Annotated in this window: 11 protein-coding genes and 1 pseudogene; all 12 read right to left on the bottom strand. The window is 49.1% G+C overall.

The window, feature by feature from the left end; genetic code table 11:
* Nucleotides 1–10 precede the first annotated feature (10 nt).
* Nucleotides 11–3247, bottom strand: coding sequence for a methyl-accepting chemotaxis protein (locus AB0A83_RS09220; protein ID WP_367156157.1), 3237 nt, complete (start codon nucleotides 3245–3247; stop codon nucleotides 11–13).
* Nucleotides 3248–3550: 303 nt separating this feature from the next.
* Nucleotides 3551–4111: pseudogene (locus tag AB0A83_RS09225) on the bottom strand (PAS domain-containing protein); the annotation flags it as partial.
* Between the two features lie 137 nt (nucleotides 4112–4248).
* The gene (locus AB0A83_RS09230; protein WP_150048014.1) at nucleotides 4249–6453 is read right to left on the bottom strand and encodes a chemotaxis protein CheA; all 2205 of its coding nucleotides are present in this window, start codon (nucleotides 6451–6453) and stop codon (nucleotides 4249–4251) included.
* A 4-nt stretch (nucleotides 6454–6457) separates the two neighbouring features.
* Complete coding sequence (locus AB0A83_RS09235) at nucleotides 6458–6751, bottom strand: lipid asymmetry maintenance protein MlaB (protein WP_150048015.1); 294 nt, start codon at nucleotides 6749–6751, stop codon at nucleotides 6458–6460.
* Between the two features lie 79 nt (nucleotides 6752–6830).
* The gene (locus AB0A83_RS09240; RefSeq protein WP_150048016.1) at nucleotides 6831–7199 is read right to left on the bottom strand and encodes a response regulator; all 369 of its coding nucleotides are present in this window, start codon (nucleotides 7197–7199) and stop codon (nucleotides 6831–6833) included.
* Nucleotides 7200–7211: 12 nt separating this feature from the next.
* Entirely contained in the window at nucleotides 7212–8300 is a 1089-nt protein-coding gene (locus AB0A83_RS09245) for a methyl-accepting chemotaxis protein (protein WP_150048017.1), read from the bottom strand.
* A gap of 190 nt (nucleotides 8301–8490) precedes the next feature.
* On the bottom strand, nucleotides 8491–11370 hold the full coding sequence (glnE, locus tag AB0A83_RS09250) for a bifunctional [glutamate--ammonia ligase]-adenylyl-L-tyrosine phosphorylase/[glutamate--ammonia-ligase] adenylyltransferase (RefSeq protein ID WP_367156064.1): 2880 nt from the start codon (nucleotides 11368–11370) through the stop codon (nucleotides 8491–8493).
* 229 nt (nucleotides 11371–11599) lie between these two features.
* Nucleotides 11600–12067 (bottom strand): bacterioferritin, encoded by a 468-nt coding sequence (gene bfr / locus AB0A83_RS09255; RefSeq protein ID WP_150048019.1) that lies wholly within the window; start codon nucleotides 12065–12067, stop codon nucleotides 11600–11602.
* Between the two features lie 111 nt (nucleotides 12068–12178).
* On the bottom strand, nucleotides 12179–12964 hold the full coding sequence (locus tag AB0A83_RS09260; RefSeq protein WP_150048020.1) for an exodeoxyribonuclease III: 786 nt from the start codon (nucleotides 12962–12964) through the stop codon (nucleotides 12179–12181).
* A gap of 30 nt (nucleotides 12965–12994) precedes the next feature.
* Nucleotides 12995–13585 (bottom strand): membrane integrity-associated transporter subunit PqiC, encoded by a 591-nt coding sequence (locus tag AB0A83_RS09265; protein ID WP_367156065.1) that lies wholly within the window; start codon nucleotides 13583–13585, stop codon nucleotides 12995–12997.
* 5 nt (nucleotides 13586–13590) lie between these two features.
* Complete coding sequence (locus AB0A83_RS09270; protein WP_150048022.1) at nucleotides 13591–14616, bottom strand: MlaD family protein; 1026 nt, start codon at nucleotides 14614–14616, stop codon at nucleotides 13591–13593.
* Nucleotides 14613–15395 (bottom strand): ABC transporter ATP-binding protein, encoded by a 783-nt coding sequence (locus tag AB0A83_RS09275; RefSeq protein WP_367156066.1) that lies wholly within the window; start codon nucleotides 15393–15395, stop codon nucleotides 14613–14615. Before AB0A83_RS09275 ends, AB0A83_RS09270 begins: the two co-directional genes overlap by 4 nt.
* Nucleotides 15396–15399 lie beyond the last annotated feature (4 nt).

A 15399-nucleotide genomic window follows, 5' to 3' on the forward strand; every position in this document is an offset into this window, starting at 1 on the left:
TGTAATCTCCTTAAAATCGTTCAAACTTTTTGAGGTCAAATTCTCCATCATAATTTTTTTCAGAAAATTGACGGCTCGCCGATGCTGGCGTTTTAAAGTTTTCGACACCACGTATCGATTTTTGAGGTGGACGAATTGATAAGTTATTTCCCTGCCCATTCCCAATTTTGAAAAAACTCATCAAACCTTGCAATTGTTCCGTTTGGCTGGTCATTTGTTCGGCTGTTGCGGCAAGTTCTTCGCTAGCGGATGCATTCTGTTGCGTTATCTGGTTCATTTGATTCATCGCAGTGTTAACTTGGTTGACTCCAGCTGATTGTTCTTGCGATGCGGCAGCGATTTCTTGAACTAAATCTGATGTTTTTGCAATACTGGGGACGATTTCATCAAGTAATTTACCCGCTATCTCCGCAGTTTTGACACTGTTTTCAGCTAATTCGCTAATCTCTTGTGCTGCAACCTGACTGCGCTCTGCTAGTTTTCTGACTTCTGCAGCTACTACAGCAAAACCTTTCCCATGATCGCCCGCACGTGCGGCTTCGATAGCTGCGTTAAGTGCTAACATATTGGTTTGATAGGCAATATCGTCGATGATTCCAATTTTTGCCGCAATATCTTTCATCGCAGCAACCGTCTGTTTTACCGCGACACCACCTTCATTGGCTTCTTTAGCCGCTTTTCCGGCCATTCCATCGGTAATTTTTGCGTTTTCAGCGTTTTGGCTGATGCTGGCGGCCATTTGTTCGACGCTTGCACTGGTTTCCTCGACACTGGCGGCTTGCTCGCTGGATGATTGAGAAAGCGATTGCGAGGTCGCACTGATTTGTTCGGCAGCATTGCCTAGTTGACCTGCGGCGTTTATAACTTCAGAAATGGTTTTAGAAAGCTTTGATATTGTATTGTTAACAGTCTCTTTAAACTCTCCTAAATTCCCTTTGTAATTTCCATCAATTGTTCGAGTTAAATCGCCTTGTTCCAATCCCATAATAACGTCAACCGCTTCATTCAAAGGAAGAATAACGCCGTCTAAGGTGTCGTTTACCCCTTGAACGATTTTTTGATAGTCACCGGAATGTTTGCTGGCGTCAGCCCTGGTTTGTAAGCGACCTTCCACAGCAGCCTGAGAGAGCATATTGGCATCGGCCACCAAGGCGTTAACCGCGTCTATACAGGTATTGAGGTTGTTTTTGATGACATTGAAATCGCCGTTATAGCTGTCGGTAATTTTCGGCGGAATGGCGCCTTTGGCGATGCGGTCGACATAATCGGCGGCTACGTTCAACGGGCCGATGACGGCGTCTAAGGTGTTGTTTACGCCCTGAACGATTTTGCGGTAATCGCCTTGATACTGTTGCGCATCAGCGCGGGTGGACAAACGTCCTTCTATGGCTGCTTGTTCCAAGGCGGCTGCTTCGGCCACCATATTACTAATTGCCTCGATACAGTTATTCAGATTATTTTTGATGGTATTGAAATCGCCGTTATAGCTGTCGGTAATTTTCGGCGGAATGGCACCCTTGGCGATGCGGTCGACATAGTCGGCGGCTACGTTCAACGGGCCGATGACGGCGTTCAGGGTGTCGTTCACGCCTTCGACGATTTTTCTGTAGTCGCCTTGATGGTTGCCGGCGTCGGCACGGGTCGAGAGTTTGCCTTCGACTGCTGCTTGAGACAGCATCACGGCATCGGCCACCAAGGCGTTAACCGCGTCTATACAGGTATTGAGGTTGTTTTTGATGACATTGAAATCGCCGTTATAGCTGTCGGTAATTTTCGGCGGAATGGCGCCTTTGGCGATGCGGTCGACATAGTCGGCGGCTACGTTCAACGGGCCGATGACGGCGTCTAAGGTGTTGTTTACGCCCTGAACGATTTTGCGGTAATCGCCTTGATACTGTTGCGCATCAGCGCGGGTGGACAAACGTCCTTCTATGGCTGCTTGTTCCAAGGCGGCTGCTTCGGCCACCATATTACTAATTGCCTCGATACAGTTATTCAGATTATTTTTGATGGTATTGAAATCGCCGTTATAGCTGTCGGTAATTTTCGGCGGAATGGCACCCTTGGCGATGCGGTCGACATAATCGGCGGCTACGTTCAACGGGCCGATGACGGCGTTCAGGGTGTCGTTCACGCCTTCGACGATTTTTCTGTAGTCGCCTTGATGGTTGCCGGCGTCGGCACGGGTCGAGAGTTTGCCTTCGACTGCTGCTTGAGACAGCATCACGGCATCGGCCACCAAGGCGTTAACCGCGTCTATACAGGTATTGAGGTTGTTTTTGATGACATTGAAATCGCCGTTATAGCTGTCGGTAATTTTCGGCGGAATGGCGCCTTTGGCGATGCGGTCGACATAGTCGGCGGCTACGTTCAACGGGCCGATGACGGCGTCTAAGGTGTTGTTTACGCCCTGAACGATTTTGCGGTAATCGCCTTGATACTGTTGCGCATCAGCGCGGGTGGACAAACGTCCTTCTATGGCTGCTTGTTCCAAGGCGGCTGCTTCGGCCACCATATTACTAATTGCCTCGATACAGTTATTCAGATTATTTTTGATGGTATTGAAATCGCCGTTATAGCTGTCGGTAATTTTCGGCGGAATGGCACCCTTGGCGATGCGGTCGACATAATCGGCGGCTACGTTCAACGGGCCGATGACGGCGTTCAGGGTGTCGTTCACGCCTTCGACGATTTTTCTGTAGTCGCCTTGATGGTTGCCGGCGTCGGCACGGGTCGAGAGTTTGCCTTCGACTGCTGCTTGAGACAGCATCACGGCATCGGCCACCAAGGCGTTAACCGCGTCTATACAGGTATTGAGGTTATTTTTGATGACATTGAAATCGCCATTATAGCTGTCAGTAATTTTCGGCGGAATGGCGCCTTTGGCGATGCGGTCGACATAATCGGCGGCTACGTTCAACGGGCCGATGACGGCGTTCAGGGTGTCGTTCACGCCTTCGACGATTTTTCTATAGTCGCCTTGATGGTTGCTGGCGTCGGCACGGGTCGAGAGTTTGCCTTCGACTGCTGCTTGAGACAGCATCACGGCATCGGCCACCAAGGCGTTAACCGCGTCTATACAGGTATTGAGGTTATTTTTGATGACATTGAAATCGCCGTTATAGCTGTCGGTAATTTTCGGCGGAATGGCACCCTTGGCGATGCGGTCGACATAGTCGGCGGCTACGTTTAAAGGCGATATGATTGCGTCCAACATTTGATTGATGCTGGTAGACAAGTGTTGCATATATCCTTCAATGCCGCTTATATCAATTCTATTCTTTAGAAGACCGTTAATAATATCTTGCGTTATACTTTCCACTTTTTTAATGGCTTTTTCCTCATCGGTTACGTCAAACCATTCCACTGCATATCCGGTAACTTTTCCTTTATTATTTTTTAGTGGAAATGCAGTCAGCGCGAACGACATATCGAGTACTGATATAGTGGTTTTATAAGGCATTTTATTGACATCAGCAAAGATGTCTTTTTGTTTGTTCGGATCTTTGTGGTATTGATCTATATTTTGTCCGATAAGATTATTCGGATCGAACCTGGGAAATATCTGTTCCAAAGTTGTTTTGTGGCGTTTGAGTAAATCAATAACCGCGGGATTGGCATAAGTTATGTTGCGATCTACATCGCAAGTCATGACAGGTACGGTCATTTCTTTAACAATAGAAGCATATCTAGCCGTTTCAACTTCCATTTTTTGATACTCGGTAGCCCACCAAAACTCCAACATCGCGCCGGTAAACTCACCGGTATCGCGGACAAAAGGAGTAAGCGTAAAGTGAAACTTATCCGGGCCTAAGTCGAGTATTTTTGCCCAGCTTTTCCGATTGCGCAGATCTTCGAGGACTGTTAGCGGTATTAGGGAAAAGTTTTTCAACGAGGTGCCGGCGATTGAGGAAATGTCAAAATTTGGAATATCCGCATCGAACGATGCTTTGAACTTTTTATACAGTTCTATTGCTGCTTTGCTGGCATGAGTTGCTATTAAATTGCCATCAAAAAAAATAACTCCGTTGCTACTGTTATCCAGAAATTCATGGAATAAGTCGGCAGCTATGGTCGATTTGCTTTTTTCAAAAATATTGAGTATGCCCATAAAACATCCTCCAAGGATGAATAGTAAACTTGTTATTGAATGTGTTTCACATTTTCGCCTCTCGTACCGTCATTTCTCAACTACATGATGTACAAAAGGAGCGTTAAGCCGCAATTTGCTAAATAATGAGCACAGAGTTAAATATTTTTGGAACTAATTGCTGCTTGCGCTTTTACGGAGACAAAATCCAATAGCGTAGCCACATCTAAAATCAGTGCAACTTTACCGCTTCCCAATATAGTGGAGCCTGCCACGCCTTTAATATGCGTGAAAAGCTTGCTAAGCGGTTTAATGACAGTTTGGAACTCCCCTAATAATTGGTCTACGATTAACCCGGCCTTATTGCCCGCATACTCTACAACTACGATATTTTCCCGTTTAGGGGTTTCTCCCTCAATTTCGAACAATTGACGCAGTTTGATTAGCGGCAGTACTTCACCTCTTAAATCTACATATTCGCGGTCTTCGGTATCTTCCGGCAGAGCAACGCACTCAAGAATTCTGTCGAGAGGAATGACGAAAGTAGACGAACCGACTCCTACCATAAATCCATCGATGATGGCTAGCGTCAAAGGTAGGTGGATTCGCATTGTGGTACCCAGCCCTAATTGACTTTCAACCTCGATACGCCCGCGCAAAGCGGTAACGTTACGTTTAACCACATCCATGCCGACCCCGCGGCCGGACAAATTCGATATTTGTTGTGCGGTTGAAAAGCCGGGTTCAAAAATTAAGGCATATACCTCTTGATCGCTCAAAACTGCATTGGGGGCAATAAGCTCGCGTTCTATGGCTTTAGCTAGTATGCGATCACGGTTTAGACCGCCACCGTCGTCCATAACCTCGATTACGATACTGCCTGACGCATGGTAAGCATTTAAGCCCAATCTGCCGCGTGGAGGCTTGCCGCGCTCTCTTCTTACTTCAGCTGTTTCGATGCCGTGATCCATGGAGTTGCGCACCAAATGCATGAGCGGGTCGCCGATTTTTTCTACAACGGATTTGTCGACCTCCGTATCGGCGCCGTTGATTAGCAATTCGATATCTTTCCCTAGCTCTTTACTAACATCCCTAACCACTCTATGGAATCGGCTGAATGTGGTTCCGATTGGTACCATGCGCAGTTGGAGAGCACTATCGCGTACTTCCTCAACAAGACGCATCATTTCACCGGTAGCTTCATGCAGGCGCGCTTCCCTTGTTTCCAAGGCTAGCAAATTGACCCCGGCACCGGCTATAACGAGCTCTCCAATTAGATCGATCAATACATCTAAGCGTTCGGCATCTACTCGAATACTTTGATTTTCTTTGGCTTTGTTATCCTTAATTTGTTTTTGTTTGTCCAGTGCCGCATTGACTATGGGTTGTTGTACGGCGTGTTGTTCAACCAAAATTTCGCCGATAGGCTGTTTGGGTTTTACCGAAAGCGCGTCATTTTCCGGAATTCTGTTTTCGCTAACTTGCTGGTTTAAGGCTTCTTGAAGTTCGCGGTGAGTCAGTGCCCCGCTTTTGACTAATAATTCGCCAAGAAACGCATCGTCTTCCGGTAACTCCTTGATCAAGGCTATGAAATCTTCAATTTTGCTATCCATCGGCAGGATGCGGATAATGCTGGTGTCTCTGACGAATTCAAAAACGTTTTCTATTTCTTCTTTGCCGGCATTACTTTGCAAATTGATTTCAAATCCCAGGTAGCAGGATTCAGGGTCCATTTTTTCCGCGTCAGGCAGGCTTTCGCTAAGGGTAGAAATTTGCCTGATAGAGCCCAAGGTGCCTAGATAGCGAATAAACGACAAGGGATCCATGCCGTCCCTCAACGAGTCGACGCCAAAGCGGATGGATAGGTGCCAATTGCCGTTTTCAAAGTCGCCGCTTCCCAGACTTACAACTTGGCTTTGGGGTTCGCTTACAGTAATGGGTTTGTTGCTTGTAGCCGGTTGCGTCAAAAATACTTGTAAGCCTGTTATCAATTCTTGACCCGTGGCGATCATGTCCGGATCGGTTTCCATTTGACCATCCGCAACTGCCCGGATAAGCAAGGTGATGTAATCGCAGCAGGGGAGCAGAGCGGCGATTAATTCCGAACTGACTGATATAGTGCCGTCGCGTAAGGCATCGAGTACGCTTTCTACGACATGGGTAAACGCTACTATATGGTCAAGACCAAATAAACCGGATGAGCCTTTTATGGTGTGTGCAGCTCGAAATATGGCGTTGATTCGCTCGCCGGCATCGGACCCGTCTTCTAGGCTGAGTAGACCGTCCTCCATTTCTTGCAATAATTCCAGGCTTTCTACAGTGAAAGTGATTAATGCTTCCCGCATTTCGTCATCGATACTCATACGGCTACCCCTCGTTGCGAGCTAACACTACTTGATCGCCGAATGAAGCGGTTAAATTGGTTAGTTCTAGTATTTCCAATACAGTTTTACTGTGAAAAATGAAATGAAGTTTTTTACTTGCTTTATTCGCTTCACGCTTAATCAAAATCAAAAGTTGCAGCCCGGCAGTATCCATTTCTACGATCTTGGACAAATCGATTTCCAATTCATTTTCCGAATTAAGAAAATTTAAAAGCTGCGGTTTCAGCTCTGCTGCAGTAAAAATCGTTAGTTCATCTTCTAAAGTCAGAGTTTGCATGGTATGTAATCGAAATTGACAATATTGAAGAAATAGCGATTTCAGGGCAGTCTGTAAATGGCTGCAACTCTTAAATTCGCTAAGGCAAAATAAGTTTAGATACGGCCGCTAACATTTGCGCCGGCTGAAAGGGTTTTACCACCCAAGCTTTAGCGCCGGCTGCTTGACCTTCCTGTTTCTTAGTTTCTTGAGATTCGGTGGTTAACATGATGATAGGAGTGAATTTATAGGCCGCTAGCTTCTTAACTTCTTTAACAAAGGTAATGCCATCCATATTAGGCATGTTCACGTCCGAAATGATCAGATGTACTTTCTGGCCGGTTAATTTCGACAAGGCGTCTTTGCCATCCACGCCTTCGATAACATCGTAACCGGCTCCGGTAAGAGCGATTTTTACGACCTGCCTGACTGACGCCGAATCGTCAACGATCAAAATAGTTTTCGACATAATTTGAAAATCCTAGAAAAATGTAATTTCGTCATTGGTGGTGGAAGAAGAATTCGTGCCCCCGTGCGCATGATGTTCGCTTTCCATCGTGTAGCTGCTTCTTAAAGCGTTCAGCATGGCGTTAATATTCAGGGGTTTCAGTTTTTCAAGTTCCGTGCTGTGGCTAGCGTTTACGTGATGCGGAAATTCGTTAATGCTATCGCGGACATGGGACAGAATTTGTCCTATGCGATCTTGAAACTGGAACTGAATCAGAGATTGATCGATTTCTTGTTTTATTTTTTGGGCCGATACACCTAAATGACTTGAATCATTTTGCAAGTTTTCGAAAATCGAGCGCAGATCTCCAAGTACCGATTGTATGTTGCTTCTTGCGGATTCGATGGAGTTGATCTCGTTTTCAGCACTTTTTTCCACCGCACTGAGCGCGGCATTCATCGCATTATTAATTTGGTCGACTTTCGAGCCTATCATTTTCCCGGTTTCCCCGGATTGGTTGGATAACTTTCTTACTTCGTCGGCTACCACGGCGAATCCTCTTCCCGCTTCTCCGGCTCGTGCGGCTTCGATTGCGGCATTTAATGCAATCAGATTGGTTTGGTCGGCAATCCTTGCCACTTCTTTGGCCATGTTTTTTAGCTCGTCTATAAAGCCGGCCAGCGAGCGTATACGCTCCAGAACCAGTGTGTTTTGTTTTAGCGAGAGTTCTTGTGAGTTGACCACTTCTTCCAGACGGCTATTGCTGGATAGAAAAATATCTTCGTGACGTTCGGAAAAGGTGCTGCCGGAAGATTTTAAAACGTTATCGAGGTTGCGGGTAATGACTGCGAATTGAGTGGTTAAGTCTCCGACTGCCTGTTCCATCTGTAGTCTGGAGTTCTCGATATGCTGTGACCATGTGGGGATAATGTCTTCTGCGAACGCGTTTACGCTCCGTAAATAGTGCTTTACGGTGTCGAGCACGTCCGTTTGCGAAGATTTGTTATCGGTTTCGGTACTCTGTTTGTATTGGTTTTCTGCGCTACTGCGACCCAACCAAAAACCGATACTTCCGGCAAATACGACTGCTAAGAGCGAGATTGCAATTTCGATGATAGACATGACTTCCTTAAAATTCGTGTCGACGGACTAAGCTAGCCTTGTGAGTAAGGCATATCAAGAACAATGAAGGCAAACTGTGATGCTTTCAGGCATTTACTTTTACTAAATAAAGCTAGCGGCTTTGCCAGTTGCAGCACAGGTGAGTTTAGGCGACAAACGGCAGAGTGCAACGTGCGGGGCTAGATCAGGCCTATGTTGTTCGGTTCAGCATGATGTGTTCCCAAATCGCATCGACTTTGCCGCGCAGCTTATCGAATTCTTGCGGGCTGGCCACAGCGCGTTCGCCTTGTAAAATTTGATGGTGGGCGAAATTTCGGTAGGCTTTGTATGCTTCTTTTAGGGCATGTGCGTCGTCCGAGTTCAAGAAGCCGTCTTGAGTCAGTGACTCCAGAATTCTGATGTTGTCGGTATAAATTGTTAACTTTGCGTTATGTTGTGCTCTAGCCAGTACCCCGAATTGGACCAAAAACTCAATGTCTGCCATGCCGCCTTTACTCTGCTTTAAGTCAAACGCGTCTGCGGATTCATCGGCGAGGTGAGTGCGCATTTTTTCCCGCATTTCCGCTACTTGCTGTTTCAGCTGTCGGGTGTCTCTAGGTAAGGCCAAAATGCGGGCCCGGATGCTTTGGTACTCTTCTTGCATGTTGACATCGCCGCTAATAAATCGCGCTCTAACCAGCGCTTGATGTTCCCAAGTCCAGGCTTGATTGCGCAGATAGTCCTCGTAATGGTCAATATGGGTGACCAACAGCCCGGAATCGCCGTTCGGACGCAAGCGAAGGTCGCATTCATAAAGTATTCCGGATAGCATTTTGGTGTCCAAAATATGCCGAATCTTTTGACCGAGCTGGATGTAAAACTGCGCACAGCTGATCGATTTGGGGCCGTCCGTCATCGCCAAATCGTCTTGGCATCGATACAAGAACACCAAATCCAAATCGGAGGCATAGCCTAATTCGATTCCCCCTAATTTACCGAAACCGATGACGCCGAATCCGCTGATTTGTTGCGCGGATGCGCCGGGCGGGCAGCCGTATTTGTCAATTGACATTGACCAAGCACGCATCACGACTTGATCTAATACGACCTCTGCGATCCATGTCAAATAGTCGCTAACCACCATCACAGGAATGACGCTCATGACGTCCGCTGCAGCGACGCGCAGAACGTTGATGTGCTTGAACTGGCGAAGAGCAATCATCAAGGCTTCGCTGTCGCGGCTCTCCAACTTATCCAGCTCGCGTTGCAGGTCTTGCGCTAGAGCCGCTTTGTTTAACGGCTGATAAAGCGCCGCAGGATCCAGTAATTCGTCGAATAAAATCGGATACTTACCCAGGTAATCGCAGATCCAAGAGCTGGCGGACGCCAAGCGTACCAGTTGGTTTAGCGCGTCCGGGTTTTCCGCAAGCAAGGCTAAATACACGCTACGGCCGGAAACCGCGGAAAACAACGCCAATACCCGTTTAAGCGTGACTTCGCGCGTTTCGATGTTGGCAATGGTTTCGAGAGCCAAAGGCATCAAGCGATCAAGAAAGTTGGCGCCTTTGTTGGTCAACTTTTTGACCGCGCTTGAGGTTTTGAAGTCTTGTAGGGCTTTAAAGGTGTCCTCTGCATCGATATAGCCGCATTCTCCCAGTAAGGCCAAGCAGCGTACCGGATCTACGCCGCTCCAGATTACTTTGGACGATTGGTGCTGACGATCTTGTTCGGATAAAGAAAATACCTGCTCGAAAATGCCGTGCACGCCTTGCCGAACACTATCCAATCGCGCCTTGAAGCTAGGCCAATCGTTATAACCCAACGAATAAGCCAGTATCATTTGATAGGCTTCTTGCTTGGGCAGATCGTGGGTTTGTTTGTCTTGGAACGCTTGGATATGATTTTCGACCTGACGCAAAAAACGATAGGCTTCTGTCAATAACGACACATCGTTGTGTGTCATCAGCTGTAGCTCGGCCAAGGATTTTAATACCGCCTGAATTTCACGTTGCTGCAAACGGGGTTCCCGCCCGCCGCGTATCAGTTGGAAGGCTTGGCCTATGAACTCGATTTCACGGATGCCGCCGGGGCCGAGTTTGACGTTATCCAAACGGTCTTTACGTTTGAGTTCTTGGGTGATTTGAAATTTGAGCGCACGCAGTTCTTCGAACGCACCGTAGTCCAAATAACGGCGATACACGAAGGGTTTGATGATGCCGGCCAGTTGTTGGCCGGTGACGAAGTCGCCCGCTACCTGACGCGCCTTGATCATGGCGTAACGTTCCCACTCTCGTGCTTGGGACAGATAGTATTTTTCCATGCCGTCGAAATCCATCAGCAATGGGCCGCTGTCTCCAAACGGACGCAAGCGCACATCGGTTCGGAATACAAAGCCGTCTACGGTGGTTTCATCCAGCAATTTGATCAAGGAGCGGCAGATTCTGGTAAAAAACTCGCCGTAACTGATTTCTTTTCTCTCGGTTAACAGGCCGTCTTCGGCAAACCCGAAAATCAAATCGATGTCGGACGAGAAATTCAGTTCGGCGGCACCGAGTTTCCCCATGCCCAGAACGACGATATTGAGAGGATGGCCGGCGCGGCTGATAGGCGTGCCCCAACGCTGACAAGCTTGCGCGTAACAAAAATCCAACCCCGAGCGGATGCAACAATCGGCTAGCTCGCTTAAATCGGCCAGCGTTTCGTCCAGGTCCGCCCAGCCGGCTAAATCCCGCCAGGCGATGCGCAGCATCTCTCGCCGCCTAAACTGTCTTAGGCGTTTAGCTAGCGCGGCTTCGGAGTCAACTTCAAATTGTGCCGTGGTCGAGGCATAGCTTTGGCGTCGTACGGGCGAGAATAGGTCGCCGCTTTCAACTAAATCCTTGATTATTGCAGGTTCTTTCAGCCAATTTTCCAATACGAACTGACTGCATAAGCATACTTTCGGCGCCGATTGTTTGATTCTTTCGTCTCGGCATATGTCAAGATCGGCTGCGGACAGGGTAGCGGCCAACTTGGCGTAAAGCGGCTCGGCATGTTCGCGTAGGGTAGCGGGCAGATCGGCGGGTATGGGTAACACGGTATTTTGCGGCATGGGGATAAGCGATCTCCGGAAATCAAGCGGAGCGAAGGCCAAGCGACCGAGTGTCGCGAAGACGAGGACCGGGACGCTAACATCAATGCGTTTAAGTTAAAAAGGGTAGGTGCGCATTGATTCGCATTGTTGGCGGCATCGGGTCGAATACATTCAACCCTGCATTTGCTACAAACGGCTTAACTTTACGGCGATGGTGCTGACAGGCCCCGGTTCGCTTGCTGCGGTGTTACATTTGCGATTGCAGATAGTTTTGCAAGCCGATATGGCTTATCAGGTTTAACTGCTGTTCCAACCAATGGGCATGGTCGTGTTCGGTATCGTCCAACATGGCGCGAAGAATTTCCCGGGTGACGTAATCTTGCACGGATTCGCAATATGCCATGACCTTACGCAGATGCTGCACGACGGACAATTCGACGTTCAGGTCGTTTTTCAACATTTCTTCGACGTCACGGCCTACTTGCAATGGATCGCGCTTGGTCAAATCCGGCGTCCCTTCCAAGAACAGAATGCGTTTGATCAGTGCGTCGGCGTGGTTGGTTTCGTCTTGAACTTCGTGAGCGATGCGCTCGGATAGTTTGTGATAACCCCAGTTTTCATACATGCGCGAATGCACGAAATATTGGTCGATGGCGGTCAGTTCGCCGGCGAGCAAGTCGTTGAGATGAGCGATAACTTGATCATTACCTTTCATAAAACCCCCTGAGTTTTAAATTTAGTTGGAATCCTCGTCTGGTGCGCCAGTGTAACATTTCGTTAACCATGCTTTGAGTGTGTTTTTGGTGTGATCACAGGAAACAGGCCGTCAGCGGTCGATAGTCCACTGGTAGTCGACGGTAAGCGGGGCATGATCGCTAAAGCGTTGTGCTTTATAAATACTGACGGCTGTAGCCGAGCGGGCAAGTTCCGGCGTCGAAATGTGATAGTCGATACGCCAACCGACATTCTTCGTCCAGGCTTGGCCGCGATTGCTCCACCAAGTGTAGCAAGCCTCGGTTGCATCCGGGTGCAGCCGGCGATAAACGTCCACCCATTCCAATTCGCTTAACACCTTGCCGAACCATTCGCGTTCTTCCGGCAGGAAACCGGAGTTTTTCCGATTGCCCCGCCAATTTTTCAAGTCTTGTTCTTTGTGGGCAATATTCCAGTCACCGCAGATCACGATTTGCCGCCCGGAGTTTCTCAGCTGTTGCAGATGCCGGAAAAAGCGGGCCATGACGCTGAACTTCACGGCTTGTCGTTCCTCGCCGCTGGAACCGGAGGGCAGATACAAGGAAATCACCGACAGATTACCGAAGCGGGCTTCCAAATAACGGCCTTCCGCATCAATGTCCGGGTAGCCCAGGCCTTCGATGATGCAATCCGCCGGTAAGCGGCTGTATAGGCCGACCCCGCTGTAACCTTTCTTGGCGGCATAATGAAAGTAACCGTGGTAATTGTCGGGATTTTGCATGTGCGCCGTCAGGTCAGCCGCTTGAGCTTTGAGCTCCTGCAGACAAACGAAATCGGCGTTTTGCATGGTCAACCATGTGTACAAACCTTTGTTGGCGGCCGAACGGATACCGTTTAAATTCAGGGAAATTATGCGCATGGCAAGTGAGGCCGACGGTGGTCGGTAGGGTTATCGGCGTAGCAGTGACTTTACATTATCCGCGAGTTTGCCGCTCAATTGGTTCAAGCAGGTATTCAAGGCGGCGACTTGATCTGCGGCCGTATCGCCGCGAACGAGTTGCGCGCAATTAAATGGTGTTTGCACTAACTGCTTGCCCTGTTGGCTGATCAGCCAATCGGCGTTCAGGATTGCCTGGTTCAGCCCATCCCTGTGAAATTGCAGCACGTTTAGCGCGATTTTATAAGTAGTTTGGTCGGCCAGCGGCGAATGCGGCGGCAGAACCTTGGCGCCTAACGCGTTTTGCAAGTCGATAGTCAGAACCCGGCCGATGTTGTCGTCCAAAGGCTCGGCCCAGCGGTTGAATTCATCTAAGCGGTAGCGGTTGTCAGCGGTTGCATAAACCAGTTGCGCTCGGTCCAAATACGCCGGAATTTTGATCGGCCCGAGTTCCAGCGTCACGAGCAAAAAGCCGGCCGCCTCTCGTTGATGCGGCATCGGCAGCGGTTCCAGCAAAAAAAAATTAGCGGCCGGAGTCGAGGCGCAGCCCCATAAGGCGAGTAACAATATCGGAAAACAGCGCGGCAGAGGTATTGGTTTCATGGTGGCTAGTCGTCCTTTCCTGTCAACAGTGCTTCGGGGTGCTGCTGCACATAGTCGCTTAAATCACGAATCGCCTTGGCAGCCTGTTTTAGCGCGTTCAGCGTGGCGTTCAGCGACGAATCGGGACCGACCGCATTTCCCATGCTCTGCAAGGAGCTTTCGGCTTGGTTCAATGTAGCGGCGGCGGCCGACAGAGTTTTGTCGGCGCTGAGCAAAATTTGCGGCAAGCCGGCATGCAACTGCGCAATTACTGCCTGGGTATCTTTAACCAAATGTTCCGAATTGACGATGGTGGCGTGGCTGTCGCGCAGCAAGGGTTCCAGATTTCGATTGAGAATGGCCAAGGTGGTTTCCACTTGTTGCAAGGTATTGGCCAGCGAGACTTGGGTTTTCTTCAAGTCTTCCGAAGCCAACAAGCTGCGGATTTCGTGCAGGCTTTCGGCGAAGTCGCGCACGATTTGATCCAGCGGCAACTCCTTGAGTTTTTCCACTACTTCTTCGGCCGTATTGCGCAATTCGTCGGCAGTAGTCGGGATGCCGGGAATTTCCATCAAATCCTGGTAATTGAGCCCGGCATACAGGGCCGGTTTGTTGGGATAGACGTCCAGATCGACATACAGCAAGCCGGTCAAAAAGCTTTGCAGCTCCAAACGGGCGCGAAAACCCAGAGCGACCAATTTGTCGAGTTGCGCTTTTCTGTCGTCTTCGTTTTCGGCGACGGGTAGAGGCGATGCGCCGGAGCCGCTGATCCGCTCGGGTTCTATTTCGATGACCACAGGCTTGAATAATTTGTCGCGCTTTTTATCGAATTGCAAGGCAATATCCGTGACTTGGCCGACTTTTACTCCTTGCATTTTAACCGGCGCGCCTATTTCCAGGCCGTTCAGAGAAGATTCGAAAAACACCACGTAACGTTGTTTTTCCGGGCTGAACAGACTTTCGCCGCCGAACAAAAACAGGCCGCTGATTAACAGCAGCACGGCGCCGATGGTGAAACCGCCGATCGCAGTGGGACTGATGGATTTACTCATGTATCGGTTTTGGCTGGGGCGGACTGCGCTATGCCGGTACCGCGCGTCAAAAAGCGTATGATACGCGGGTCTTGGGCGTGTTCGAGGATTTGTTTGGGCGGTCCTTGGGCCAACATGGTTTTTGCCTCCGCATCCAACAGCACCGAGTTGGTGCCGATTGCGAATATGCTCGGTAATTCGTGGCTGATGACGACTACCGTGGTCCCTAAAGCGTCGCGCAAGCTCACAATCAAATCATCCAACAAACGGGCGCTGATAGGGTCCAGGCCTGATGAAGGTTCGTCGAAAAACAAAATTTCAGGGTCCAAAGCCATGGCTCTGGCTAAGCCGGCGCGTTTTTGCATGCCGCCGCTCAATTCGGCCGGATAATAAGTTTCGAAGCCGGCCAAGCCGACCAAAGCCAATTTGTACGAAACCATGTCGGCGATTTCGGATTTACTCAATTCGGTAAATTCGTTCAACGGCAAGGCGACGTTTTCCGCTAGCGTCATGGAACTGAATAAGGCGCCGCCTTGGTATAACACGCCGATACGGCGCATGATGCGGTTGCGTTGTTCCGCGTTGGCTTGCCAAAGGCTTTGTTGCTCGTAGAACACGTCGCCTTGCCGCGGCGTTTTCAAACCGATCATATGCATCAGCAACGTGCTTTTACCGCAACCGCTGCCGCCCATGACGATGAAGATTTCGCCGCGCGCTATTGTAAAGTTCAAATCGCGCTGCACGATGTAATCGCCGTAGGCCATGGTCAGATTGGAGACGCTGATGTGGGGATAGGTCATGGTT

The sequence above is a fragment of the Methylomonas sp. HYX-M1 genome, assembly GCF_040741385.1.
GTDB lineage: Bacteria > Pseudomonadota > Gammaproteobacteria > Methylococcales > Methylomonadaceae > Methylomonas > Methylomonas rhizoryzae.